The 22,474-nt window shown below is 72.7% G+C and carries 25 protein-coding genes; 14 read left to right on the forward strand and 11 right to left on the reverse strand.

Going from position 1 to position 22,474, the window contains the following annotated elements; all coding sequences use genetic code 11:
- Nucleotides 1-17 precede the first annotated feature (17 nt).
- Nucleotides 18-860 (forward strand): DUF4429 domain-containing protein, encoded by an 843-nt coding sequence (locus ACZ4XJ_RS08595; protein WP_468495703.1) that lies wholly within the window; start codon nucleotides 18-20, stop codon nucleotides 858-860.
- Between the two features lie 13 nt (nucleotides 861-873).
- Here ACZ4XJ_RS08595 and ACZ4XJ_RS08600 read toward each other — a convergent pair whose 3' ends face one another.
- Together ACZ4XJ_RS08600 and ACZ4XJ_RS08605 are read right to left on the reverse strand one after the other, a co-directional pair.
- Complete coding sequence (locus ACZ4XJ_RS08600; protein ID WP_468495704.1) at nucleotides 874-1,926, reverse strand: aldo/keto reductase; 1,053 nt, start codon at nucleotides 1,924-1,926, stop codon at nucleotides 874-876.
- The gene (locus tag ACZ4XJ_RS08605; protein ID WP_362878233.1) at nucleotides 1,923-2,315 is read right to left on the reverse strand and encodes a MerR family transcriptional regulator; all 393 of its coding nucleotides are present in this window, start codon (nucleotides 2,313-2,315) and stop codon (nucleotides 1,923-1,925) included. Before ACZ4XJ_RS08605 ends, ACZ4XJ_RS08600 begins: the two co-directional genes overlap by 4 nt.
- Before the next feature lie 104 nt (nucleotides 2,316-2,419).
- Between ACZ4XJ_RS08605 and ACZ4XJ_RS08610 the strand changes: the two genes are divergently transcribed.
- The gene (locus tag ACZ4XJ_RS08610; RefSeq protein WP_468495705.1) at nucleotides 2,420-3,235 is read left to right on the forward strand and encodes a serine hydrolase domain-containing protein; all 816 of its coding nucleotides are present in this window, start codon (nucleotides 2,420-2,422) and stop codon (nucleotides 3,233-3,235) included.
- 22 nt (nucleotides 3,236-3,257) lie between these two features.
- On the opposite strand, the gene ACZ4XJ_RS08615 is transcribed toward ACZ4XJ_RS08610, so the two are convergent.
- Entirely contained in the window at nucleotides 3,258-3,917 is a 660-nt protein-coding gene (locus ACZ4XJ_RS08615; RefSeq protein WP_362878237.1) for a pirin family protein, read from the reverse strand.
- An 81-nt stretch (nucleotides 3,918-3,998) separates the two neighbouring features.
- On the opposite strand from ACZ4XJ_RS08615, the gene ACZ4XJ_RS08620 reads away from it, so the two are divergent.
- The 5 genes from ACZ4XJ_RS08620 to fabF all read left to right on the forward strand — a co-directional run bounded on the left by ACZ4XJ_RS08620 (nucleotide 3,999) and on the right by fabF (nucleotide 8,891).
- Nucleotides 3,999-5,210, forward strand: coding sequence for a PucR family transcriptional regulator (locus tag ACZ4XJ_RS08620; RefSeq protein WP_362878239.1), 1,212 nt, complete (start codon nucleotides 3,999-4,001; stop codon nucleotides 5,208-5,210).
- An 89-nt stretch (nucleotides 5,211-5,299) separates the two neighbouring features.
- Entirely contained in the window at nucleotides 5,300-6,217 is a 918-nt protein-coding gene (locus tag ACZ4XJ_RS08625) for an ACP S-malonyltransferase (protein WP_383999671.1), read from the forward strand.
- 19 nt (nucleotides 6,218-6,236) lie between these two features.
- A complete protein-coding gene (locus tag ACZ4XJ_RS08630) occupies nucleotides 6,237-7,241 on the forward strand; it encodes a ketoacyl-ACP synthase III (protein WP_362878242.1) in 1,005 nt (334 codons plus the stop codon).
- 55 nt (nucleotides 7,242-7,296) lie between these two features.
- On the forward strand, nucleotides 7,297-7,545 hold the full coding sequence (locus tag ACZ4XJ_RS08635) for an acyl carrier protein (RefSeq protein ID WP_281206279.1): 249 nt from the start codon (nucleotides 7,297-7,299) through the stop codon (nucleotides 7,543-7,545).
- A gap of 80 nt (nucleotides 7,546-7,625) precedes the next feature.
- Nucleotides 7,626-8,891 carry a beta-ketoacyl-ACP synthase II gene (gene fabF, locus ACZ4XJ_RS08640; protein WP_281206280.1) on the forward strand — a complete coding sequence of 422 codons (1,266 nt, stop codon included), beginning with the start codon at nucleotides 7,626-7,628 and terminating at the stop codon, nucleotides 8,889-8,891.
- An 82-nt stretch (nucleotides 8,892-8,973) separates the two neighbouring features.
- Here the strand turns inward: fabF and ACZ4XJ_RS08645 are convergent, their stop codons facing one another.
- A complete protein-coding gene (locus tag ACZ4XJ_RS08645; protein WP_362878244.1) occupies nucleotides 8,974-9,468 on the reverse strand; it encodes a DUF3145 domain-containing protein in 495 nt (164 codons plus the stop codon).
- Nucleotides 9,469-9,716: 248 nt separating this feature from the next.
- Between ACZ4XJ_RS08645 and ACZ4XJ_RS08650 the strand changes: the two genes are divergently transcribed.
- Nucleotides 9,717-10,613 carry an SGNH/GDSL hydrolase family protein gene (locus ACZ4XJ_RS08650; protein WP_468495706.1) on the forward strand — a complete coding sequence of 299 codons (897 nt, stop codon included), beginning with the start codon at nucleotides 9,717-9,719 and terminating at the stop codon, nucleotides 10,611-10,613.
- 227 nt (nucleotides 10,614-10,840) lie between these two features.
- Here ACZ4XJ_RS08650 and ACZ4XJ_RS08655 read toward each other — a convergent pair whose 3' ends face one another.
- The gene (locus tag ACZ4XJ_RS08655; protein ID WP_468495707.1) at nucleotides 10,841-13,348 is read right to left on the reverse strand and encodes a glycoside hydrolase family 3 protein; all 2,508 of its coding nucleotides are present in this window, start codon (nucleotides 13,346-13,348) and stop codon (nucleotides 10,841-10,843) included.
- A 149-nt stretch (nucleotides 13,349-13,497) separates the two neighbouring features.
- On the opposite strand from ACZ4XJ_RS08655, the gene ACZ4XJ_RS08660 reads away from it, so the two are divergent.
- The 3 genes from ACZ4XJ_RS08660 (at nucleotide 13,498) to ACZ4XJ_RS08670 (ending at nucleotide 15,810) form a co-directional block, all read left to right on the forward strand.
- The gene (locus ACZ4XJ_RS08660) at nucleotides 13,498-14,079 is read left to right on the forward strand and encodes a TetR/AcrR family transcriptional regulator (protein WP_362878375.1); all 582 of its coding nucleotides are present in this window, start codon (nucleotides 13,498-13,500) and stop codon (nucleotides 14,077-14,079) included.
- Nucleotides 14,080-14,140: 61 nt separating this feature from the next.
- Nucleotides 14,141-15,076 carry an endonuclease/exonuclease/phosphatase family protein gene (locus ACZ4XJ_RS08665; RefSeq protein ID WP_468495708.1) on the forward strand — a complete coding sequence of 312 codons (936 nt, stop codon included), beginning with the start codon at nucleotides 14,141-14,143 and terminating at the stop codon, nucleotides 15,074-15,076.
- Entirely contained in the window at nucleotides 15,073-15,810 is a 738-nt protein-coding gene (locus ACZ4XJ_RS08670) for a carbon-nitrogen hydrolase family protein (RefSeq protein ID WP_468495709.1), read from the forward strand. The genes ACZ4XJ_RS08665 and ACZ4XJ_RS08670 overlap by 4 nt, the downstream gene beginning before the upstream one ends.
- Nucleotides 15,811-15,864: 54 nt before the next feature.
- On the opposite strand, the gene ACZ4XJ_RS08675 is transcribed toward ACZ4XJ_RS08670, so the two are convergent.
- On the reverse strand, nucleotides 15,865-16,218 hold the full coding sequence (locus ACZ4XJ_RS08675; protein WP_362878251.1) for a winged helix-turn-helix transcriptional regulator: 354 nt from the start codon (nucleotides 16,216-16,218) through the stop codon (nucleotides 15,865-15,867).
- A 97-nt stretch (nucleotides 16,219-16,315) separates the two neighbouring features.
- On the opposite strand from ACZ4XJ_RS08675, the gene ACZ4XJ_RS08680 reads away from it, so the two are divergent.
- Nucleotides 16,316-17,215: an NAD(P)-dependent oxidoreductase gene (locus ACZ4XJ_RS08680; RefSeq protein ID WP_468495710.1), complete on the forward strand. Its 900-nt coding sequence runs from the start codon at nucleotides 16,316-16,318 to the stop codon at nucleotides 17,213-17,215.
- A gap of 17 nt (nucleotides 17,216-17,232) precedes the next feature.
- On the opposite strand, the gene ACZ4XJ_RS08685 is transcribed toward ACZ4XJ_RS08680, so the two are convergent.
- The 3 genes from ACZ4XJ_RS08685 to ACZ4XJ_RS08695 all read right to left on the reverse strand — a co-directional run bounded on the left by ACZ4XJ_RS08685 (nucleotide 17,233) and on the right by ACZ4XJ_RS08695 (nucleotide 19,657).
- The gene (locus ACZ4XJ_RS08685; RefSeq protein WP_362878255.1) at nucleotides 17,233-18,078 is read right to left on the reverse strand and encodes an EI24 domain-containing protein; all 846 of its coding nucleotides are present in this window, start codon (nucleotides 18,076-18,078) and stop codon (nucleotides 17,233-17,235) included.
- A 68-nt stretch (nucleotides 18,079-18,146) separates the two neighbouring features.
- Nucleotides 18,147-18,569 (reverse strand): organic hydroperoxide resistance protein, encoded by a 423-nt coding sequence (locus tag ACZ4XJ_RS08690; protein ID WP_362878257.1) that lies wholly within the window; start codon nucleotides 18,567-18,569, stop codon nucleotides 18,147-18,149.
- Between the two features lie 65 nt (nucleotides 18,570-18,634).
- Nucleotides 18,635-19,657: an NADP-dependent oxidoreductase gene (locus ACZ4XJ_RS08695; RefSeq protein WP_362878259.1), complete on the reverse strand. Its 1,023-nt coding sequence runs from the start codon at nucleotides 19,655-19,657 to the stop codon at nucleotides 18,635-18,637.
- Nucleotides 19,658-19,775: 118 nt separating this feature from the next.
- Between ACZ4XJ_RS08695 and ACZ4XJ_RS08700 the strand changes: the two genes are divergently transcribed.
- On the forward strand, nucleotides 19,776-20,198 hold the full coding sequence (locus ACZ4XJ_RS08700; RefSeq protein WP_468495711.1) for a MarR family winged helix-turn-helix transcriptional regulator: 423 nt from the start codon (nucleotides 19,776-19,778) through the stop codon (nucleotides 20,196-20,198).
- A gap of 12 nt (nucleotides 20,199-20,210) precedes the next feature.
- On the opposite strand, the gene ACZ4XJ_RS08705 is transcribed toward ACZ4XJ_RS08700, so the two are convergent.
- Nucleotides 20,211-20,954, reverse strand: coding sequence for an SCO2400 family protein (locus tag ACZ4XJ_RS08705; RefSeq protein WP_468495712.1), 744 nt, complete (start codon nucleotides 20,952-20,954; stop codon nucleotides 20,211-20,213).
- 78 nt (nucleotides 20,955-21,032) lie between these two features.
- Here ACZ4XJ_RS08705 and ACZ4XJ_RS08710 point away from each other — a divergent pair, with 78 nt between their 5' ends.
- Nucleotides 21,033-21,635, forward strand: coding sequence for a hypothetical protein (locus ACZ4XJ_RS08710; protein WP_468495713.1), 603 nt, complete (start codon nucleotides 21,033-21,035; stop codon nucleotides 21,633-21,635).
- A gap of 11 nt (nucleotides 21,636-21,646) precedes the next feature.
- On the opposite strand, the gene ACZ4XJ_RS08715 is transcribed toward ACZ4XJ_RS08710, so the two are convergent.
- Nucleotides 21,647-22,357: an esterase/lipase family protein gene (locus ACZ4XJ_RS08715; protein ID WP_468495714.1), complete on the reverse strand. Its 711-nt coding sequence runs from the start codon at nucleotides 22,355-22,357 to the stop codon at nucleotides 21,647-21,649.
- Nucleotides 22,358-22,474 lie beyond the last annotated feature (117 nt).

A 22,474-nucleotide genomic window follows, 5' to 3' on the forward strand; every position in this document is an offset into this window, starting at 1 on the left:
GGTCGCGTCCCTTTACGATGTGCCGCATGGGTGACGTACTGGCCGGAAATCATGCCGTCTGGGAGTTCGACTCGGACTCGGTGCTCATCCGCTTCGCACGGGGGATGCGAACACCACGGCTCTGGCACGCGCTGGGCCCGCGCAGGATCCCCCTCGAAGCGTTGTCCGGGGCGAACGTGAGCGCGGGCCGAAGGGACACGGTGATCCTGCGCGCCCAGCCACGGCCCGGCGCCGACCCGCTGATGGAGGCGGCCGCCGGTCAGCTCAAGGACGTCTGCGACCCGTACCGGCTCGTCCTGCCCCGCGACCGGGCGGCCGACGCAGACGCCTTCGCGGGGATCCTGCGCGAACGCCTCGGCCCGGACGCCGACGAGCCCGCCGACCGGTTCCTCGTCGACGTGCCCCCGCCGCCGCTCCAGCTCAAGGCCTATGACGCCCGCGTCGGCTTCGACGGCGCCGTCGTGACCCTCCAGTGGTCGCGCACCGGCGCCACCAGCGCCAAGTGGAAGGCCGGCGACCAGCGGTACCCGCTGACCTCCCTGACCGGCGTCGAGTGGGCCTCCCCGGACCGCCCGGGCGGCGGCCACCTGCGGTTCCTCCCCCGCGACACCACCACCGACGCCCGCCCCGACCACGACCTCGCCGCCGCGGTCTTCGGCGTCGGCTACGGAGCCGTCCACGAGTCGCTGCCCTTCGCCGCGGCCGTCCTCGCGGCCCTGCGCGCCCGCACCCCCGTCGCCTCCGTCCCGTCGAGCGGCCCGTCCGAGGACGACCGCCTGCGCCACCTGACGGAGCTCCACGGGGCGGGCCTGCTCACGGACGCCGAGTACTCGGCGCTCCGGGCGCGCTTCACGCCCTGACGGGGGTGCGGCCTCAGGCCTCGCGGGCCGCCGAGGTCGAGCTCATGTCCGGGTAGCGGTCGCCCGCGACGCCCGCCGCGATCGGCTCCAGCAGGGCCAGCTCCGGGGCCGTCAGGGTGATCCTGGTCGCCGCCGCGTTCTCGGCGACCCGCTCCGGCCGCCGCGTGCCGGGGATCGGGACCACCGTCAGGCCGTGGACCGCCGACCGCTGCTGCACCCACGCCAGCGCGACCTGCGCCGGCGTGACCCCGTGCGCGGCCGCTATCCGCCGCACCGGAGCCAACAGCTCCGCGTTCGCCCGGGCGTTGTCGCCGGTGAACCGCGGCTGGTACCGGCGGAAGTCGCCCTCCGACAGCTCCGCCGAGGCGTCCGCGAAGGCGCCGGTCAGGAAGCCGCGCCCGAGCGGGGAGTACGGGACGAAGGCCACCCCCAGCTCCGCCGCCGCGCCCACCGCGCTGCGCTCGACGTCCCGGCTGAACAGCGACCACTCCGACTGGAGCGCCGCGATGGGATGCACCGCGTACGCCTCGCGCAGTTCGGCCCCGGTGACCTCGCTGAGCCCCAGGTGACGCACCTTCCCCTCGCGCACCAGCTCGGCCATGGCGCCCACCGACTCCGCGAGCGGCACGGCCGGGTCCCGGCGGTGCATGTAGTAGAGGTCCATGACGTCCGTGCCGAGCCGCCGCAGGCTGTCCTCCACGGCCCGGCGGACGTACGCCCGGTCGTTGCGGACGCCCCGGTGGTGGAGGTCGTCGGTGCGCTCGATGCCGAACTTCGTGGCGAGGGTGATCGCGTCCCGGTGGGCGGCCACGAAGGGAGCGAGGAACTCCTCGTTGGCGCCGCGCCCGTAGACGTCCGCCGTGTCGAAGAGCGTGACCCCGGCGTCCAGCGCCGCGTCGAGGGTCGCCCGGGCCGCCGTCTCGTCGGTGTCCCCGTAGAACTCGCTCATCCCCATGCAGCCGAGGCCCTGGACACCGACGACCGGGCCCCCCTCGCCCAGTTCGGTCCGCTCGATGGTGGTGTGCCGGTGCTGCTGGTTCTGCTCGTGCTGATCGTGCTCCGTCATGACCGTGCCTTCCCCGCGACCGTGCGCATCTCGTACATCCCGATCTTGAAATCCAGTACGCCGAGGGCGTCCGTCAGCTCCGTGATCCGGGACCGCACCGCGGTACGGGTGCGTTCCAGCAGCTCACGGCGTTGGTCGACGGTGTGCTCGCCCTCGCGGACCAGTTCGGCGTACCGGACCATGTCCGCCACCGACATGCCGGTGGCGCGCAGCTTGCCCACGAAGGACAGCCAGTCGAGGTCCCGGTCGCTGAACCGGCGCTGCCCCGAGTGCGAGCGGTCCACGTGCGGCATCAGGCCGATCCGCTCGTACCAGCGCAGCGTGTGCTGGGTCAGGCCGGTCCGGGCCTCGACCTCGCTGATCGTGTACCGCGTCTGCGTCAGGGTCATGGCTCCACGCTAAAACCTTGGAGTGCACTCCAAGCAAGTAGGCTCGGCCGCACGAACAGCGCGCACGACGCGGCGGGCACGAAGACCACGGGGACGGCAACGGCATGGACAGTCTGCGGATCATCGACACCTGGCCGGTACCGACCGCCGCGGCCGCCGTCGTGCGCGCCGACGGCACCCTGGTCGGCGCGCACGGACCCGTCGAGCAGCGCTTCCCGCTGGCCTCGGTCACCAAGCCGCTCGCCGCGTACGCCGCCCTCGTGGCGTACGAGGAGGGCGCGATCGAGCTGGACGAGCCGGCCGGCCCCGAGGGGTCGACGGTCCGTCACCTGCTCGCGCACACCAGCGGGCTGGCCTTCGACGAGCACCGCGTGATGGCCCCGCCCGGGCAGCGCCGGCTGTACTCCAACGCCGGTTTCGAGGTGCTCGGCGACCACATCGCGAAGGCGACCGGGATCCCCTTCGCCGAGTACCTGCACCAGGCCGTGTTCGAGCCGCTCGGCATGGCCTCCTCCGCCCTGGAGGGCTCGCCCGCGAAGGACGGCGTCTCCACCGTCGCCGACCTGGTGCGCTTCGCCGCCGAACTCCAGGCGCCGCGCCTGCTGGACGTGCGCACGGTCGCCGGGGCGACCTCCGTGGTCCACCCGGGCCTCAAGGGCGTGCTACCCGGCTACGGGCACCAGTCCCCCAACGACTGGGGCCTCGGCCTGGAGATCCGCGACGGCAAGTCCCCGCACTGGACGGGCCTGAACTCCTCGCCGCGCGCCTTCGGGCACTTCGGCCAGTCCGGCACCTTCCTGTGGGTGGACCCGGACGTCGGCGCCGCGTGCATCGCGCTGACGGACCGCGCGTTCGGCCCGTGGGCCGCGCAGGCCTGGACCCCGTTCACCGACGCGGTCCTCGCCGAACTGCGCGGCTAGCCGGCCGGCGGTTGGCGGGGCGTCACAGCGGCAGCTCCAGGATCAGCAGCTCCCCCGGGGAACCCGCGGTGACCTCCAGCCCCTTCTCGGCGGTGATCCGCGCCGAGTCCCCGGGGCCCAGCTCCTCCCCGTCGAGCCGCAGGTCCCCGCGGACCACGTGCAGGTAGACGCGTTCCGCGTCCGGTACGGGGACCCGCCGGCCCGCGGCCGGCCGCCGGACGTGCAGCACCGCGCCGGCCGCCGGTACCTCGTACGGGGTGCCGTCGGCGAGGCCGCGGACCAGGTCGTACGAGGGTTCCCCACCGGCGGCGAGCGGCGCCAGCCACAGCTGCACGAACCGCAGCGGCACCGCCCCGTCGTTGCGCTCCACGTGCCGGGCCCCGGATCCGGCGCCGAGCCGCTGCACGTCGCCGGGCCGCACCAGGCCCGTGCCGCCGTTGACGCCGTCCCGGTGCGTGAGCTCGCCCTCGACCACCCAGGTGAGGATCTCGGTGTTGCTGTGGGGGTGCTCGTCGAATCCCGCGCCGGGCGCGAGGCGCTCCTCGTTGCAGGCGAGCACCGGGCCGAAGCGGATGTTGTCCGGGTCGTAGAAGGACCCGAAGGAGAAGGCGTGCCCGGTGGTGATCCCGGCGCCCGGATCCCCTCCCGCGTACCGGTCGGCGGCTCGGCGTACATCAATCATGGGGGCCACCGTAGCCCGGGGGGCGGGCCCCGGCGCGGGACCGGAGTCCGCGCCGGGGCGCTGATAAGGCAGTCTTGTCCCGTGCCCCAACCCGAACGTGAGCAGTCACCCGAGACCCGTCCCGCGCATCCGGCCCACCCGCACGCGGCGACGCTGCGCCGGCTGGAGAAGTCCTCCGGCCGCCTCGCCGCCAACGCCATCGCGCGCATGGACGAGACCCTTCCGTGGTACCGGGCGATGCCGCCGGAGAACCGGTCGTGGATCGGTCTGGTCGCCCAGGCCGGCATCGCCGCGTTCACGGAGTGGTTCCGGCACCCCGAGACCCCCCAGGCGATCTCCACCGACGTGTTCGGGACGGCTCCGCGAGAGCTGACCCGGGCGATCACCCTGCGTCAGACCGTCGAGATGGTGCGGACGACGATCGAGGTCATGGAGACCGCGATCGACGAGGTCGCGGCCCCCGGCGACGAGTCGATCCTGCGCGAGGCCCTGCTGGTCTACGCCCGGGAGATCGCCTTCGCGACCGCCCAGGTGTACGCGCAGGCCGCCGAGGCGCGCGGGGCGTGGGACGCCCGCCTGGAGTCACTCGTCGTGAACGCGGTGCTGTCGGGCGAGGCCGACGAGGGCGCCCTGTCGCGGGCCGCCGCGCTCGGCTGGAACTCACCGGAGCACGTGTGCGTCGTGCTGGGCACGGCGCCGGACGGGGACAGCGAGCTGACGGTCGAGGCGATCCGGCGCGCGGCCCGCCACCACAAGCTCCAGGTGCTGACCGGGGTGCTCGGCGACCGCCTCGTGGTGATCGCGGGCGGCAGTGACAATCCGATGCAGGTGGCGAAGTCGCTGATCGGGCCGTTCGCGGCGGGTGCGGTGGTGGCCGGGCCGGTCGTCCCGGACCTGTTGAACGCGACCAAGTCCGCCCAGGCGGCGGCGGCCGGCCTGAAGGCCTGTACGGCCTGGCAGGACGCGCCCCGACCGGTGCTGGCGGACGATCTCCTGCCGGAGCGCGCGATCGCGTCCGATCCCTCGGCCAGGGAGCAACTGGTGGAGGAGATCTACAGACCACTGGAGGAGGCCGGCTCCGCCCTCCTGGAGACGCTGAGCGTCTATCTGGAGCAGGCGAGCAGCCTGGAGGGGGCCGCGCGCATGCTGTTCGTGCACCCCAACACGGTGCGCTACCGGCTGCGACGTGTGACCGACGTCACCGGATGGTCGCCGTCCGATGTGCGTTCGGCGTTCACGTTGCGAATCGCCCTGATCCTGGGACGTCTGGCCGACGGGGATCCGCAGTCCTAGACTTTTGTCGGACATCAACAATTACCCCGACGGTTCTTCGTCCCTGTCCCCACGGGCGGCGGGGACCATCCACAAGAGAGAGTGTGAGGGTGCTCGTACTCGTCGCTCCAGGCCAAGGCGCTCAGACGCCCGGCTTCCTGACTCCCTGGCTCGAACTCCCCGGTGCCGCCGACCGCGTCGCCGGCTGGTCGGACGCCATCGGGCTCGACCTTGCCCACTACGGCACGAAGGCCGACGCGGACGAGATCCGTGACACGGCCGTGGCACAGCCGCTGCTGGTCGCAGCGGGTCTCCTGTCCGCTTCCGCGCTCGGCGCGTCCTCGGCGTTCGGCGCCGTGGCGGGCCACAGCGTCGGCGAGATCACCGCCGCCGCGGTCGCGGGCGTCCTGTCGGACGCGGACGCGCTGTCGTTCGTCCGGACCCGCGGTCTGGGCATGGCCGACGCGGCCGCCGTCACCGAGACCGGCATGGCCGCCGTCCTCGGCGGCGACCAGGACGTGGTCGTCGCACATCTGGAGAAGCTGGGGCTCACCCCGGCCAACATCAACGGAGCGGGCCAGATCGTGGCCGCCGGTACCGTCGAGCAGATCGCCGCCCTGGTGGACGAGAAGCCCGAAGGCTCCATGAAGGTCGTCGCCCTCAAGGTCGCGGGCGCCTTCCACACGCACCACATGGCCCCCGCGGTCGCCGAGCTGGAGAAGGCCGCCCAGGCCCTCACCCCGGCCGACCCGGTCCTGAAGTACGTGTCGAACAGGGACGGCCTCGTCATCGATTCGGGCGCCGACGTCGTCGCCCGCCTGGTCGGCCAGGTCGCGAACCCGGTCCGCTGGGACCTGTGCATGGAGACGTTCGCTTCGCTGGGCGTTTCCGGGATCGTCGAACTGTGCCCCGGTGGCACGCTGACGGGTCTGGCCAAGCGCGCCCTCAAGGGTGTGCCGAGCGTGGCCCTGAAGACCCCGGACGATCTCGAAAAGGCCGCGGCGCTCCTCGCCGAGCACGCGGCCTGAGAGAAGGAGCCCACACAGCATGTCCAAGATCAAGCCGGCCAAGGGCTCCCCGTACGCCCGCATCCTGGGCGTCGGCGGCTACCGTCCGACCCGCGTGGTGCCCAACGAGGTCATCCTGGAGACGATCGACTCGTCCGACGAGTGGATCCGGTCCCGGTCCGGCATCGCCACGCGCCACTGGGCCGGGCCGCACGAGACGGTCGCCCAGATGTCGGTGGAGGCCTCCGGCAAGGCGCTGGCCGATGCCGGGATCGCGCCGGAGCAGATCGGCGCCGTGATCGTCTCGACGGTCTCGCACTTCAAGCAGACCCCTGCCGTGGCGACGGAGATCGCGCACCGGGTCGGCGCGGTGAAGCCCGCCGCGTTCGACATCTCCGCGGGCTGTGCCGGTTTCGGCTACGGTCTGACCCTCGCCAAGGGCATGGTCGTCGAGGGTTCGGCGCAGTACGTCCTCGTCATCGGCGTCGAGCGGCTCTCGGACCTGACCGACCTGGAGGACCGCGCGACGGCCTTCCTGTTCGGTGACGGTGCGGGCGCCGTGGTCGTGGGCCCCTCGGACGAACCGGCCATCGGCCCCACGGTGTGGGGTTCGGAGGGCGACAAGTCCGACACCATCAAGCAGACCGTGCCGTGGGACGAGTACCTCGGCAAGGGCGGCGGGGAGAAGTTCCCGGCCATCACGCAGGAGGGTCAGGCGGTCTTCCGCTGGGCCGTCTTCGAGATGGCCAAGGTGGCCCAGCAGGCGCTCGACGCCGCCGGGATCACCGCCGAAGACCTGGACGTCTTCATTCCGCACCAGGCGAACATGCGGATCATCGACTCGATGGTGAAGACTCTCAAGCTGCCGGAACACGTCACGGTCGCCCGTGACGTGGAAACCACCGGCAACACGTCGGCCGCCTCGATCCCGCTCGCTATGGAGCGGCTCCTGGCGACCGGAGCGGCGAAGAGCGGCGACACCGCGCTCGTCATCGGCTTCGGGGCGGGACTCGTCTACGCCGCGACGGTCGTTACCCTCCCCTAGGGTCGGAATCCGTTCCGCCCCTGATCAACCCATTCAGCTATAGAAGGAGCGCCACATGGCCGCCACCCAGGAAGAGATCGTCGAAGGTCTCGCCGAGATCGTCAACGAGATCGCCGGCATCCCGCAGGAGGACGTCCAGCTCGACAAGTCCTTCACCGACGACCTGGACGTCGACTCCCTGTCCATGGTCGAGGTCGTCGTCGCCGCCGAAGAGCGCTTCGACGTCAAGATCCCGGACGAGGACGTCAAGAACCTCAAGACGGTCGGCGACGCCGCGGACTACATCCTGAAGAACCAGGCCTAAAGCCTGCCGAGCGTTTGTCGCCACCTGGCGGTGGCGCCGTGACAATTCAGCACCCCCTGAGACGTGGAGAAAGAATTCCTGTGAGCCCGACCAATCGCACCGTGGTCGTCACCGGTATCGGCGCAACCACTCCGCTGGGTGGCGACAGCGCTTCGACCTGGGAAGGCCTGCTCGCCGGCCGGTCCGGTGTCACGCCCCTGGAGGGCGAGCGGTTCGCCGAACTTCCGGTCCGCATCGCCGCGCAGGCTGCCGTGGATCCGAGTGAGGTACTGCCCCGCCCCCTGGCCCGCAAGCTCGACCGATCGGCGCAGTTCGCCGTCATCGCCGCCCGTGAGGCCTGGGCGGACGCCGGGTACACCGCGCCGGCGGGCGAGGACGAGTCGATCGTTCCCGAGCGACTGGGCACCGTGATCGCCTCCGGCATCGGCGGCGTCACCACGCTGCTCGACCAGTACGACGTACTGAAGGAAAAGGGTGTGCGCCGGGTCTCCCCGCACACCGTCCCCATGCTCATGCCGAACGGCCCGTCGGCCAACGTCGGCCTGGAGGTCAACGCCCGCGCCGGTGTGCACACCCCGGTCAGCGCGTGCGCGTCGGGCGCCGAGGCCATCGGCTACGCCGTCGAGATGATCCGTACGGGCCGTGCCGACGTGGTCGTCGCCGGCGGTACGGAGGCGGCGATCCACCCGCTGCCGATCGCCGCGTTCGCCAACATGATGGCGATGTCGAAGAACAACGAGGACCCGACCGGCGCCTCCCGTCCGTACGACAAGGGCCGTGACGGCTTCGTCCTCGGTGAGGGCGCGGGCGTCGTGGTGCTGGAGTCCGCCGAGCACGCCGCGAAGCGCGGCGCCCGCGTCTACTGCGAGGTGCTGGGCCAGGGCCTGTCCGCGGACAGCCACCACATCGCGCAGCCGGAGCCGACGGGCCGCGGCGTGGCGGCCGCGGTGCAGAACCTGCTCGACAACACCAACCTGGACCCGTCCGAGCTGGTGCACCTGAACGCGCACGCCACCTCGACCCCGCAGGGCGACACGGCCGAGCTGAAGGCCCTGCGCAAGGTCCTGGGCGACGACCTCGACCACATCGCGATCTCCGCGACGAAGTCGATGACCGGTCACCTGCTGGGCGGCGCGGGCGGCATCGAGACGGTCGCCACCGTCCTCGCGCTGTACCACCGGATCGCCCCGCCGACGATCAACGTCACCGAGCTCGACGACGACATCGACGCGGACATCGTGCGCGGCGAGCCGCGCAAGCTGCCCGTCGACGGCCCGATCTCGGCGATCAACAACTCGTTCGGCTTCGGCGGTCACAACGTGACGCTCGCGTTCCGCAGCGTCTGATCCGCGGTCCCGTACGACGTGAAGGGCCCCGCCCGGCTGCTGCCGGGCGGGGCCCTTCACGTACCGACCTCGGGCGGGGCCGTCAGACGACCTGGTGGAGCCAGCGGACCGGGGCGCCCTCGCCGGCGTACCGGAAGGGTTCCAGTTCGTCGTCCCAGGGCTTGCCGAGGAGTTTGGCGATCTCGGCTTCCAGGTTGGTCTCGCCGCGTACGGAGCGGGCGAGGGCGGCGCGCAGCCGGTCCTCGGGGATCAGGATGTCGCCGTGCATGCCGGTGACGGCGTGGAAGATGCCGAGTTCCGGGGTGGAGCTGTAGCGCTCGCCCTCGGCGGTCGGACAGGGTTCGGCGGTCACTTCGAAGCGGAGCAGGTGCCAGCCGCGCAGCGCGGAGGCGAGTTGGGAAGCGGTGCCCGCCTCGGCCTGCCAGGAGAACTCGGCTCTCCAGGTGCCGGGGGAGGCGGGCTGACGGATCCAGTCGAGGTTCACCCGCACCCCGAGCACGCCCGCCACAGCCCATTCCACGTGCGGGCAGAGCGCGCGCGGCGCGGAATGCACGTACAGAACTCCACGTGTCGTCACCGGGACCTCCAGTGTGGGACGAGGTCGGGAATAAACTCCATAAAACGGACAGTATGTGACGTGATGTAATGTAACGGAAATTATTTGACATTGCGCATCGGCACTGGCGGCCGAAACGCCACGGGAAAAAGCTACCGTGCGCCAAGGGTCATGGTGTGACGTACGGTCGCTCGGAGGCCGTCGAACGCCGAGCATTCACTCAGCAGGACGTCCCCGGAGGACCGGGGGCGACGAGGGAGGACCACCCCATGCGCACCACCGCTCCGCGCCGCCGCGCGCGCCGGGCCCTCGCGGGCGCGGGCGTGGCGGTGGCCGCCCTGGCCGCGTCCCTCACGGCCTGCGACGGGAGCGGTCCGGCGGACGGGGGCGAGCGGGGGGCGCAGTCCGCGCCGCGCTGGAACACGGCGCCCACCTCGATCGCGGCCGTCGGCGATTCCATCACCCGGGGCTTCGACGCGTGTTCGGTGCTGGCGGACTGCCCGGAGGCGTCCTGGGCGACCGGGAACGACCCCTTGGTCCGCTCCCTCGCCGCGCGCCTGTTGGGCGAGGCGCAGGCGCCGTCGCGCAGCTGGAACTACGCGGTGACCGGCTCCCGGATGGCGGACCTGTCGGCGCAGCTGACCGCGGCGGCCGCACACAAGCCCGACCTGGTCACGGTGATGGTGGGCTCGAACGACGCCTGCCGGCCGACGGCTTCGTCGATGACCCCGGTGGCGGAGTTCCGCGACGGGTTCGACAAGGCCCTCAAGGAGCTGCGGGCGGCCTCGCCGGCCTCCCAGGTGTACGTGTCCTCCGTGCCCGACCTGCAACGGTTGTGGGAGCAGGGCAAGGACACCCCGATGGTGCGGCAGATCTGGAAGCTGGGGATCTGTCAGTCCATGCTGGCCGAACCGCTGTCGGTGACCGCCCGGGCCACGGCCCGCCGGGAGCAGGTGCGGGCGCGGGTGGTCGAGTACAACGAGGTCCTGCGCGAGGTCTGCGGGAAGGACGCGCTGTGCCGCTACGACGGTGGCGCGGTGTTCCAGTACCCGTTCGCGGCGGATCAGTTGAGCCACTGGGACTGGTTCCACCCGGGCAAGGGCGGGCAGGCACGGTTGGCCGAACTGGCCCACCGGCAGGTGACGGCGGCCGAGCCGCCGCGTTGACGCGGAGGACCGGAGGCGGGTGTCAGGTCCCACCTCCGGTCCGTTCCGGGGCCGCGCGAGGGTCGACTTCAGGCCATTCGGCCTCTCGGCGTGTCGGGCGGCGGAGGGCGCGGGGTCCGCGCCGGGGCCGCCGGGTCGCGCGACGGCGGTTCGGGTGACGGCGCGTCACGCGCCGGGCCCGGTCCGCCCGGGTCAGGTCGAGCCGAGCCGAGCCGGGTCCGCGCGGCTCAGGCCAGGTCGAGCGTGGCCGTCAGACGCGTGTCGGCGTACGAGCGGCTCGCGCGGACCTCGTAGCGGCCGCCGATCCGACGCCAGTCGCGGGCCTCCTCGTCCCAGATCTCGAAGGTGCGGGCAGGCAGGGCGATGTCCACCTCGACGCTCTCCCCGGGGCCGGCGTCGACGCCCGCGAAGCCGGCCAGCCAGCCGGCGGGCCGCTCCACGCTGTCGGCGACGGGCGCCAGGTAGATCTGGACGACCTCGCGGCCCGGCCGGGTGCCGGTGTTGGTGAGCCGGACCCGCACGCCCTCGGGGCCGGCCTCCAGGGATTCGTACGCCCAGTCCGTGTAGCCGAGCCCGTGTCCGAAGGGGTAGGCGGGCACGACGGAGTGGGCCTCGTAGGCCCGGTAGCCGATGAGGAGCCCCTCCGCGTACTCCAGGCGCCCCCCGGTCGGGATCACCTCGGTGACGGGCGCGTCGGCGAGGGCGACGGGCCAGGTGGTGGGCAGGCGCCCGCCGGGCTCGGCGTCCCCGAGGAGCACGTCGGCCAGCGCGGCCCCGCCCTCCTGCCCGGGGAACCAGGTCAGCAGGACCGCGGCGACCTCCTCGCGCCAGGGCAGCTCCACCGGGGAGCCCGCGTTGACCACGACGACGGTGTTCGGGTTCACGGCGGCGACGGCCCGCACCAGGTCGTCCTGGCGGCCCGGCAGGGCGAGGTCCTCGCGGTCGAATCCCTCGGACTCGACCCGCTCGGTGGTGGCGACGACCACGATGGCGGTGTTGGCGTTCCGGGCGGCCTCCACGGCCTCGGCGATCAGGTCGTCGGCGTCGCGCCGCGGGCCGAGGTGGAGCAGCGAGAACATGATCGCCTTGAGCGGCATCGCCCCCGTGTCGGGGACCTGGTAGGTCAGCGACACCTCCACGGGCTGCCCCTCGGTCAGCGGGATCCGGGCGCGCTCGCTGGGGGCACCGAAGAAGGCCTCGAAGGGGTCGGCCTCGTCGCCCGGTTCTTGGACGCCCTCCCACAGGAGCTGACCGTCGACGGTGAGGGCGAAGGCGCCCAGTCCCCGTGTGCCGAAGGCGTGGTCGCCGCTCTCGCGCGGCAGGAAGGTGCCGGTGACCTCGATGCTCGCCATGGTCCCGTACGAGACGCCCGCGGGCAGGTCCTCGCCGATCCACTGGACCTGGCCGCTCGGCAGGCCGCCCTCGCCGAGGACGGCGCCGGAGGCGTCGCGGCAGACGGCCCGCAGGGTGAAGCCCGTGTCGGCGGGGGCGAGCTCGTCGCTCGGGTCGGCGCCGACGGCGAAGGTCAGGGCGCCCTCCGGGAGGGCCGCGGTGAGGCCGCCCAGCGGGGTGATCAGCCGCTCGGGGAACACGGTGGCGCTGCCGCCGCCGAGGATGCGCGCGTCGCGGGCGGCGGCGCCGAGCAGGGCGACGGTACGGCCGCCGGCGAGCGGCAGCGCGCCGCCCTCGTTGCGTACGAGGACGAAGCCTCGGGCCGCGATCTCCCGGGCCAGGGCCTGCCCGTCCACGGCGTCCGGCACCTCGGTGACCGCGGGCGGGGCGCCCTCCAGGACGCCCACGCGGGCGGCGAGGCGCAGGACGTTGCGCACGGCGGAGTCCACCGCGGACTCGGGGACCTCGCCGGCCCGGACGGCCGCGGCGAGGGCGGGGCCGTAGACGGTGTCGGGGCCCGGCATGGCCACGTCGAGGCCGCCGAGGATGTCACCGGTGGTGGAGCGGGCCGCCATCCAGTCGGAGACGTTGTACCCGTCGAAGCCCCACTCGTCGCGCAGGACCTCGTTGACCAGGTGGGCGTTCTCGGTCATCGAGGTGCCGTTGATCCGGTTGTAGGAGGTCATGATCCCCCACGGGTGGGCGTTGGCCACGATGGCCTCGAAGGGCGCCAGGTACAGCTCGCGCAGCGGGCGCGGGGCGATGACGCAGTCGACGGTGAAGCGCTCGGTCTCCGCGTCGTTGCCGACGAAGTGCTTGACGGTGGTGCCGACCCCGCCGTCCTGCACGCCGTTGACGTAGCCGCTGCCGATCTCGCCGGTCAGGTACGGGTCCTCGGAGTAGCACTCGAAGTGCCGCCCGCCGAGCGGCGAGCGGTGCAGGTTGACGGTCGGCGCCAGGAGGACGTGGACGCCCTTGCGGCGGGCCTCCTGGGCCAGCAGGCGGCCCGCCCGGCGGGCGAGGGCCGGGTCCCAGGACGCGGCCAGGGCCGTCGGCGAGGGCAGGGCGATCGACGGGTCGTCGGCGGTCCAGCGCACGCCGCGCACGCCGATGGGGCCGTCGGACATGATCAGGGAGCCGAGGCCGATCTCGGGGAGGGCGGGCAGGGACCACATGTCCTGACCGGCCAACAGGCGGGTCTTGGTGTCGAGGTCCAGCTTGCCGAGCGCCGCCTCCACGGCGTCCTCGCGGATCCGGTCCCCGCTCGGGTCGCGGGTCTCGTTCCGGATCTCGTTCCGGATCTCGTCGCGGGTCCGGTCGCCGTTCTGGGCAGCATCGGTCACGGCCGTGCCTCCTCGTTGGGTGCGGTGCGGTGGGTGCGGTGGCCCCATGGTGGACCCGTTGCCTGGTGAACGGTAGGGTTCGTGATGGGTTCGTGACATTCGAATGCCGTACGGTCCTGCTGGCGGGCGAAACGGAAGGGGTGCCGGCGATGGCCAGGGCGAGGAGCGAGGAGCGGCGCGGCGAGATCGTCCGCGCGGCGGTCGAGGTGATCGCGGAGCGGGGGTACCGGGGCGCCGCCCTGGGTGCGGTCGCCGAGCGCGTGGGGCTGACCCAGCAGGGGCTGCTGCACTACTTCCCGACCAAGGAGTCCCTGCTCGTGGCGGTGCTGGAGGAACGCGACCGCTGGGACACCGGGGGCGGCTCGCGCGTCGCGGGCGGCGCCTGGCGGCTGGACCTGCTGGATTCGCTGGTCGAGTACAACGCCATGCGGCCCGGCATCGTGCAGACCTTCTCCGCGCTGCTGGGCGAGAGCGTGACCGACGGCCACCCGGCCCGGGACTTCTTCACCGAGCGCTACGCGCAGGTGCGCGGCGAGATGGCGGCGGTGCTGCGCACCGAGTTCGGGGAGCGACTGCCCTCGGGCCTGACCCCGGAGGAGGCCGCCCCGCTGCTGACGGCGGTGATGGACGGCCTCCAGTACCAGTGGCTCCTCGCCCCCGAATCGGTGGACATGCCCGCCGCGTTCCGCTCCTTCCTGACCCTGCTCCGGGGTCCCGGGCCCGCCAACTGACCCGGCCGGACGTGCGGATACCTTGATCGGCGACCAAGTCGTCCGAGAACGGGGAGTTTTCATGAGCACGTCCGCAGTACTGAGGAGGGGCGCGGGGGTCCTGACCGCCCTGCTGCTCGCCACCGGCCCGGGGGCGCCGTCGGCCAGCGCCGCCACGACGCCGTACCAGGTCATGTCCTGGAACATGTGCGGCTCGCAGCGCGCCACGTGGCACTGCGAGGGCACCGGTACGCCGCAGCAGAAGATCGACGTGGTGAAGGGCCAGGTCCGGGACCAGGGCGTGCGGGCCGTACTCCTCCAAGAGGTCTGCGAGGACGACCTCACCGCCCTGATGACCCAGTTGGGCCCGGACTGGACGAAGAGCTTCGCCCCGTACCAGTGGTCCCAGGGCGCCGCCGGCAAGTGGAACAGCCGCTGCGGCGAGGACACCGGGCGGGCCGACCGGATCGGTACCGCGATCGTGCTCAAGGGGCAGCTGACGGACGCCCGGGAGTACCCGACGACGCAGCCGTACGTCGGCCAGCAGCGGCCCTTCCAGTGCGCCACGTCGGCGGAGCTGAAGGTCCGGTTGTGCAACGTCCACCTCTCGCCGCTGGGCAGCAACCCGGACCACCCGACGTGGGACTACCGGGACGACCAGCTCAAGGAGATCAAGGCGGTCGTGAACACCTTCCCGGGCACGGTCTTCGGCGGGGACTTCAACGCCCTCTCCCCCGACTCCACGAACCCCAAGGACGCCTGGGTCTGGCCCGCCGGTCTCTACACCGCACGCCCCGAACTGGACGGCGGCTACCGGGAGTGCGACCAGAGCGGCACCGCGCGCACCGGGCGGGCCACGCACGGCTCCGGCGCGAAGATCGACTACCTGTTCAGCAGCGAGGTCCGGCGCGGATGCGCGGTGACCGACTCGCCGTACTCCGACCACCACGTCGTGGTCGAGTCCCTGGAGGCGCGGTTCGTCGCGTCGCCGGTCAAAACGGCCGGGGCCGGCACGTGAGGATCGCCGCCGCGCAACTGAGCTGCGTCCCCGCCGACATCGGGGCCAACGCCGCGCGGGCGGCGGGCCTGGCCGCCGCCGCCCGCGCACAGGACGCCGAGCTGGTCGTGTTCCCCGAGTTCACGCTCACCGGTTACGAACTGGAGGCGCTCGCCGCCGATCCGGGGCTGTGGACCGCCGCCGACGACCCCCGCCTGGACCCGCTGCGCTCCGCGGGCGTCGCCGTCGCGGTCAACGTGGCGCTGCCGGCCGCCGACGGGGGCCGGCCCTTCATCGCGACGCTGGTGTACGGCGCGGACGGCGCGCTGCTGACCACGTACCCGAAGCAGCACCTCTACCAGCGGGAACACGACGCCTTCCGGGCCGGCACCGGCGACGGACGCTTCGAACTCGGCGGCATCCGCTTCTCGTTGGGCGTCTGCTACGACAACCACTTCCCGGAGCTGACCGGCCGGGCGGCGGCCGACGGCTGCCGGGTCCACCTGGCGAGCACCCTGTACGGCTCGGGCGACGGGATCGCCGAACGGGCCCGGATCTACCCGGGCATCGCCCGGGACCACGGCCTGTACGTGGTCCTCGCCAACCACGTCGGCCCGGCCGGGCGGTGGACGGGCTGCGGCCGTTCGGCCGTGTGGGCCCCGGGCGGGACGCTGCTCGCGGAGGCGGGCCCGACGCGGGAGGGCGTGGTGACGGCGGAGGTGCCCGCCGAGGGCCCCGCCCGGCCCACCGCCTGACGGGAGCCGCCCGACGGGACCGCCCGCGCCGCCGCCCGACCCGTCGGGCGGCGGTCAGCCGGCGGCGGCCGGAGCAGGGGTAGGTAGGAGGTGTCGGCTGCCCCAGGCGCCCAGCGCCTCCAGGGCCGTGTTCAGTTCCTGGCCGAGGGGGGTCAGCGAGTACTCCACCCGGGGCGGGACCTCGTCGTACACCTCCCGGTGGACGATTCCGTCCGCCTCCAGCTCGCGCAGTTGCGCGGCGAGGACCTTCTCCGAGACGCCCGGGACCAGTCGGCGCAGCTCGCCGAAGCGCCGCCCCGGATGCTGGTCCAACTCCCACAGCAGCGAGACCTTCCACTTGCCGTCGATCACCGACATCGCCGCGGCGATCCCGCAGTGATCCGCCCCGGGCCTGCGTGTCAGCGCCATCGCGCACCCCTCCCCACCTGCTCGCTCACTTCGAGGTAACCACCCACTCCGAAGTGCGTACTTGAGCGGTTCACCGCCTGCCACCAGGCTAAACGGCATGACCGACACGCACACCCCGCAGACCCCGCTCACCCTCCTCGGCCTCGGCGCCATGGGGACCGCCCTCGCCCGCACCTGGCTCGCCGCCGGGCACCCGCTCACCGTCTGGAACCGCACCGCCGCCAAGGCCGAGGCCCTGGCCCCCGAAGGCGCCCTCGTCGCCGCCGACCCCGCCGCCGCGGTCGCGGCGAACGACCTGATCGTGCTCTGCCTGCTGGACGACGAGTCGGTCGACGCCGCCCTCGACGGCGTCGACCTGAACGGCAAGGACCTGGTCAACCTCACCACCGGCACCCCCGCCGAGGGCCGGGCCCGAGCCGCCTGGGCGCAGGCCCGCGGCGCCCGCTTCCTGGACGCCGGGATCATGGGCACGCCATCGATGATCGGCGCCCCGACGGCCGGCGGCTACGTCTTCTACAGCGGCTCGCGCGCCCTGTTCGACACCCACCGGGGCGCCCTGGAGGTCCCGGCCGGGGCCCGCTTCGTCGGCGAGGACCCGGGGCACGCGGCCCTGCACGACGTGGCGCTGCTCAGCGCGATGTACGGGCTGTTCGCGGGGATCTCGCACGCCTACGCCCTGATCGAGGGCGAGGACATCGCCCCCGCGAGCCTGTCCCCGCTGCTGTCCGAATGGCTGGGCGCGATGGGGTTCTTCGTCGGCGGCGCCGCCGAGCGGCTGGCCTCCCGGGACTTCACCTCCGGGGTCGAGTCCAACCTGGCCATGCAGGTCGCGGCCGGTGCGACCCTGCTGACGACCGCCGCCGAGCAGGGCGTCAGCGCCGAGCTGATCACCCCGTACCTGGACCTGATGCGGGAGCGACTGGCCGCCGATCCGGCCGCCCACGCGGGCGAGGACACCACCGGGGCGATCACCCTGCTGCGCCGCAGGGCGGCGTGACGCTCCGGTCCGCGGGCCTACGCGTACGAGGACGGCGGCGGGCCGAAGCCCGGGACCGGGGGCGCCTGGCCGAACCCGCCGGGCCCACCCTTCGCGTCCGGCGCCCCGCCCGTCGGGGGCTCCTCGTCGGCGCCGACCAGTTCGCGGGCCATCAGGGTCGCCCCGGCCACCGCGCCCGGCATCAGGAACACGGCGATGAACGGGACGAGGAACACCAGCACCAGCGGCACCCCGAAGCCGAGGGCCAGCGCGCGGCGCCCGCGCAGCAGGGTCAGCTGTTCGTCGAGGTCCACGCGGCGCCGCTGGAGGGCGACGGAGGTGAGCTCCTGGGTGAGGAAGAAGCCGGAGACGCAGAACCCGAGGGCGGGGACGACGGTCTGGCCGATCACGGGGATGAAGCCGAGGGCGAACAGCAGGATGCCGAACAGGGCCACGCGCAGCAGCAGCCGCAGGCTGTCCCGGGCGGAGATCCAGAGGTCCGCCCACAGGGAGCGGCCCGACTCGGGGACCTCGCCGCCCTCGGTCCGGTCCACCTGCTCGGAGAGCGACTCGTAGAAGGGCTGGCCGACCAGCAGGGTCACCGCGGTGAAGGTGATCACGGCGAGGAACAGGCCGAGGGCGAAGACCAGCGCGGTCAGCGTGCCGCGGAAGACGTCGAGCCACGGCGAGGACCAGTCCGAGGCGAAGGGCGTCGCCCAGGCGGTGAAGTCGTCGGCGCCGTGGAACAGCCCGATCAGCGCGCCGACGTACAGCACCAGCGCGACGAGGCCCGGCAGCAGGCCGAAGCCCAGCCAGCGGCCGTGTCCGAACACCCATCGCTGTCCGGCCAGCAAGTACCGGAAGCCCCCCGCAAGATCACGCATGGGGTCAGTTTACGGCGAAGGCCGCACCCCTCCGGGAGGGGTGCGGCCTTCGCCGCGTACGGCGGGTGTCAGACGGCCAGCTCGACCGTGATGTTGCCGCGGGTCGCCTTGGAGTACGGGCAGACCTGGTGGGCCTTCTCGATGAGGTCCTTGGCGGTGGCGGCGTCCACGTTGGGGATCACGGCGGAGATCTTGACGATCAGGCCGAAGCCGTCGTCGTTCTTGCCGATGCCGACCTCGGCGGTGACGGTGGAGCCGGAGATGTCGGCGTTCTCGTTCTTCGCGACGACACCGAGGGCACCCTGGAAGCAGGCGCTGTAGCCGGCGGCGAACAGCTGCTCGGGGTTGGTGCCCTCGCCGTTGCCACCGAGCTCCTTCGGCGGGTTCACGACGACGTCGAGCGTGCCGTCGCTGGTGGCGACGCGGCCGTCACGGCCGTTCTCGGCGGTGGCCACGGCGGTGTACTTGACGTCGGACTGGGTGATGGACATGAAAGCAAATCCTCCGGATGAATCGCCGTGATGCGCGCCCACGATCACGACGGTGTGCAGTGAGCCTAACCGGTGAAGGAAACGATCATCTTTCCGGTGTTCTCGCCGCGGAGCATTCCGAGGAAGGCCGAGGTGGCGTTCTCGACGCCTTCGACGACCGTCTCGTCGTAGCGGAGCTCGCCGGAGTTCAGCCAGCCGGCCACGTCCTGGACGAACTGCTGCTGGAGGTCGGAGTGGTCCCCGACGAGGATGCCCTGGAGCCGCAGCCGCTTGCCGATGACCATCATCAGGTTGCGCGGGCCCGGTGCGGGCTCGGTGTCGTTGTAGCCGGCGATGGCGCCGCAGAGGGTGGCGCGGCCGTGGACGTTCAGCGAGGAGATCGCTGCCTCCAGGTGGTCTCCGCCGACGTTGTCGAAGTAGACGTCGATGCCTTCGGGGGCGGCGGCGCGCAGCTGCTCGGCGACGGGGCCGTTCTTGTAGTTGAAGGCGGCGTCGAAGCCGTACTTCTCGGTGAGGAGCGTCACCTTCTCGTCCGAGCCGGCGGAGCCGATCACCCGGGAGGCGCCCTTGATCTTCGCGAACTGGCCGACGAGACCGCCGACGGCACCGGCGGCGCCGGAGACGAAGACGGCGTCGCCCTCCTTGAAGGAGGCGACCTCGAAGAGGCCCGCGTAGGCGGTCAGGCCGGGCATGCCGAGGACGCCGAGGTAGGCGGAGAGCGGGGCGAGCTTCGCGTCGACCTTGGTGGCGTACTTCGCGTCGAGCTCCGCGTACTCGCGCCAGCCGAGGTGGTGCAGGACGTGGTCGCCGACGGCGAAGCCCTCGGCGGCGGAGGCGACGACCTCGCCGACCGCACCGCCCTGCATCGGCTCGTCGAGCTGGAAGGGCGGTACGTAGGACTTGGTGTCGTTCATCCGGCCTCGCATGTACGGGTCGACGGACATGTGCAGGTTGCGGACCAGGATCCGGCCGGGCGCGGGCTCGGCGGACACCGGAACCTCGCGCAGGGCGAAGTCCTCGGCGACGGGCCAGCCCTGCGGGCGGCGGACGAGGTGCCATTCGCGGCTGACGGCAGGGATCTCGGACATGGGGCACTCCTGATGACCTGAGGGGGAGGACGGTGTCGCACCCGAAAGTGCTTCACCACATGAAACAACCATGCAGCTGGATATTTCATGTTGTCAAGTAAATGGGTACGCTGGTGTCATGCCCAGTCGTCGCACAGACCCAGTGACCCTTGAGGTCGTCGAGCTCATCGGCGACGTCGTGGCCCGCTACCACATGGAGTACGAGGACGCCGCCGCGCGCCACCAGCTCACGGGAGCCCAGGCCCGGGTACTGGCGCTGCTGTCCATGGAGCCGCTGCCCATGCGCCGCATCGCGCAGAAGCTGCGCTGCGAGCCGTCCAACGTGACCGGCATCATCGACCGGCTGGAGACCCGCGGCCTGGTCGAACGCCGTCCGGACCCGGCCGACCGCCGGGTGAAGCTGGCCGCGCCCACGCAGGAGGGCCTGCACACGGCGGAGCGACTGCGCGAGTCCCTGGACTTCGCCCGCGAGCCCTTGGCCGGGCTGTCGGCGGACGAGCGCACGGCGCTGCGGAACCTGCTCAGGAGGATGCTGGGCTGACCGCCCGGCGGCTCACCAGCAGAACAGCCAGCAGTCGTCGTCCTCGGTGGGCGTCGGCTTGGGGGTCGGCTTCGCCGGCTTGGTCTTCGTGGGCGTGGGCTGCGGCGGATTCGACGTCGCGGAGGTGCTCGGCGCGGGCTGCGCGGGCCTCGAAGGCCGTACGGAGACCCCGCCCCCGGTACTGCTCTGCGAGGGCTCCGGTTTCGCCGAGGCGGAGGCCTGCGCCGCCGATCCGGACGGGGACGCGCTCGGCGACCCCGCGGGCCCGGCCGACTTCGCGGCGCCCGCGGTGGACTTCGCCGTCCCGGCGCCCCCGCCCGCCTTGGCCGACGGCGCCGCACCGGTGGTCAGGGTCGGCGCCGGAACCGCCTGCTGCGGCTCCGTCTCGTCCTTCATGACGACCTTGGCGGCGCGGTCGACGCCATCGTCCTCGGTCACGATCCGGGCCACCGCGATCGAGCTGCCGGCCGCGAGCGCCAGCCCGAGGCCCACGGACAGCACGGTGCGCCGGGTCCGTCGGCGGCCGCCGGCCCGCCGACGGGCACCGGCCCTGCCCTCGTCCGGGCCGGACAGCACCACGAGCGAGTCGGCGAACACCTCCGACAACGCGGCGGGTGGGTCGGAGCCGGGCGGCACGGCAGGGGGCACTGCCCCCGTGGTCGGCGCGGCGGGTATCAGGTGGGCGGCCGGAGTTCCGCAGCCGGCGCACGCGAGTGCGCCGTTGAGGTGCCTCCGACAGGCGTGGCAGTAGTCCATGGCGCCCGCAGGCTACGCGGTCGACCGCGACTTCCGCATCGCGGGTTCGTAAGGATCCTGTGTGGAATCTTTGCCTCCATGACTGCGCACCCGCGTCCCGGCGCCCGCACGACCTTCGGCCCGACCGCGTTCCAGCTGGTCCTGCTGCGCCGGATGGCCGACTTCCAGCCCGACCTCGCCGAGCAGGCCCGGCTGCGCACGGGCGCCGGCCTCGCCGAGCAGCGCGAGGCCAACAAGCGCTGGCAGGCCATGGTCCGCTCGCCCCGCTCCCGCGGCGCCCTGGCCCGCTACCGCTCCGTGCTCGGGCCGGCGGAGTCCGTGGAGCGACGGACCATCGGCGACCTGGAGTGCGAGGCGCTGCTGTGGGCGCTCCCCCTCTGGCCGGAGCTGCGCTTCGAGGTGCTGGCCGCGCCGGACGGGGCGGTGTGGAACGAGTGGCTGGTCCGGGCCCCGGGCCTGCCGGGGCCCGTCCTGGAGACGGCCGCCGACCTGCGGCCCTGGTCGGCGACGGTGGACGAGGTCGCGCGGGCCTTCGCCCCGGCGCTACCCATGGAGGGCACCGCCCCGACCCGCCTGCGCCTCGCGTTCACGGCGTCGGGCCGCCCCCGCGTGGCGGAGTTCACGTACGGACTGCTCCAGCGGGTGGTCGACGTCGACGGCGGGGCGCCCGGGGCGGCCTGAGCGCGAGCGGGTCAGGAGGCGAGGAAGGCGCGGACTCCGGCCGAGGTGGCGTCATCGCCGAGCAGGTCGTTGTGGTCCAGGCAGCCGACCGGCGTGTTGGTCGCGCCGGTGAGCGGGACGCTGCTGTCGGGGTTGACGATCTCGTCGCACTCCGACCAGAAGGTCGCGTACCGCACCTCCCCCGGGGTCTCGTCCCCGGCGGCCAGGTTCTTCACGACGTAGGAGCCGGGGGTCATGTCCCGGCACGCCTGGTCCCACAGGGCGCAGGCCCAGGCGGTGGAGGTGCCGCGGTTGGGGCCGGCCAGCGAGATCCAGCGCCCGACGGTCGCGCCGCCGCCGCCGTACTTGACGTACCAGCGGCTGACGAGGGATCCGAAGGAGTGGCCGACGATGTCGACCCGGGCGGCGCCGGTCTGCCGGCGGACCTGGTCGACGTACGCGGCGAGGCGTCCGGAGAGGACCTCGTTGACGGACTGGTGGGTGTCGTAACCCCACGAGAACAGCTCCGAGTCGGTGTACCCGTCGGCCTTCAGGTCCTCCCGCAGGGATCCCCAGACGCCCGGGTCGGCGTTGTAACCGTGGACGAGGACCACCGGTTTGCGGACGGCGGCGGGCGCGGCGCCGGCTTGGGCGCCGCCGGCGGCCGCGTGGGCCGGCAGGGGCGCGAGCAGGGCGGCGCAGAGCGCCAGGAGCGCGAGGATCGTCTGGCGGGGCGTCAGCATCGGGTCCCCTTTACCTTGTTACGCGCCAGTAGCGCGGACGTGCGCGCATCCTGCGGCCTGTCGGTACAGAAATCCACCCCCGTGCAGCACCTCCGGACCCGTGCGACCCACCCCGCC

Source organism: Streptomyces sp. NPDC029836 (assembly GCF_055574495.1).

Bases quoted from the DNA above. Each gene is read 5' to 3' on its own strand.
- ACZ4XJ_RS08595 (WP_468495703.1), top strand. From the start codon at position 18: ATGTGCCGCATGGGTGACGTACTGGCCGGAAATCATGCCGTCTGGGAG.
- ACZ4XJ_RS08600 (WP_468495704.1), bottom strand. From the start codon at position 1,926: ATGACGGAGCACGATCAGCACGAGCAGAACCAGCAGCACCGGCACACC.
- ACZ4XJ_RS08605 (WP_362878233.1), bottom strand. From the start codon at position 2,315: ATGACCCTGACGCAGACGCGGTACACGATCAGCGAGGTCGAGGCCCGG.
- ACZ4XJ_RS08610 (WP_468495705.1), top strand. From the start codon at position 2,420: ATGGACAGTCTGCGGATCATCGACACCTGGCCGGTACCGACCGCCGCG.
- ACZ4XJ_RS08615 (WP_362878237.1), bottom strand. From the start codon at position 3,917: ATGATTGATGTACGCCGAGCCGCCGACCGGTACGCGGGAGGGGATCCG.
- ACZ4XJ_RS08630 (WP_362878242.1), top strand. From the start codon at position 6,237: ATGTCCAAGATCAAGCCGGCCAAGGGCTCCCCGTACGCCCGCATCCTG.
- ACZ4XJ_RS08635 (WP_281206279.1), top strand. From the start codon at position 7,297: ATGGCCGCCACCCAGGAAGAGATCGTCGAAGGTCTCGCCGAGATCGTC.
- ACZ4XJ_RS08650 (WP_468495706.1), top strand. From the start codon at position 9,717: ATGCGCACCACCGCTCCGCGCCGCCGCGCGCGCCGGGCCCTCGCGGGC.
- ACZ4XJ_RS08660 (WP_362878375.1), top strand. From the start codon at position 13,498: ATGGCCAGGGCGAGGAGCGAGGAGCGGCGCGGCGAGATCGTCCGCGCG.
- ACZ4XJ_RS08665 (WP_468495708.1), top strand. From the start codon at position 14,141: ATGAGCACGTCCGCAGTACTGAGGAGGGGCGCGGGGGTCCTGACCGCC.
- ACZ4XJ_RS08675 (WP_362878251.1), bottom strand. From the start codon at position 16,218: ATGGCGCTGACACGCAGGCCCGGGGCGGATCACTGCGGGATCGCCGCG.
- ACZ4XJ_RS08680 (WP_468495710.1), top strand. From the start codon at position 16,316: ATGACCGACACGCACACCCCGCAGACCCCGCTCACCCTCCTCGGCCTC.
- ACZ4XJ_RS08685 (WP_362878255.1), bottom strand. From the start codon at position 18,078: ATGCGTGATCTTGCGGGGGGCTTCCGGTACTTGCTGGCCGGACAGCGA.
- ACZ4XJ_RS08690 (WP_362878257.1), bottom strand. From the start codon at position 18,569: ATGTCCATCACCCAGTCCGACGTCAAGTACACCGCCGTGGCCACCGCC.
- ACZ4XJ_RS08695 (WP_362878259.1), bottom strand. From the start codon at position 19,657: ATGTCCGAGATCCCTGCCGTCAGCCGCGAATGGCACCTCGTCCGCCGC.
- ACZ4XJ_RS08700 (WP_468495711.1), top strand. From the start codon at position 19,776: ATGCCCAGTCGTCGCACAGACCCAGTGACCCTTGAGGTCGTCGAGCTC.
- ACZ4XJ_RS08705 (WP_468495712.1), bottom strand. From the start codon at position 20,954: ATGGACTACTGCCACGCCTGTCGGAGGCACCTCAACGGCGCACTCGCG.
- ACZ4XJ_RS08710 (WP_468495713.1), top strand. From the start codon at position 21,033: ATGACTGCGCACCCGCGTCCCGGCGCCCGCACGACCTTCGGCCCGACC.
- ACZ4XJ_RS08715 (WP_468495714.1), bottom strand. From the start codon at position 22,357: ATGCTGACGCCCCGCCAGACGATCCTCGCGCTCCTGGCGCTCTGCGCC.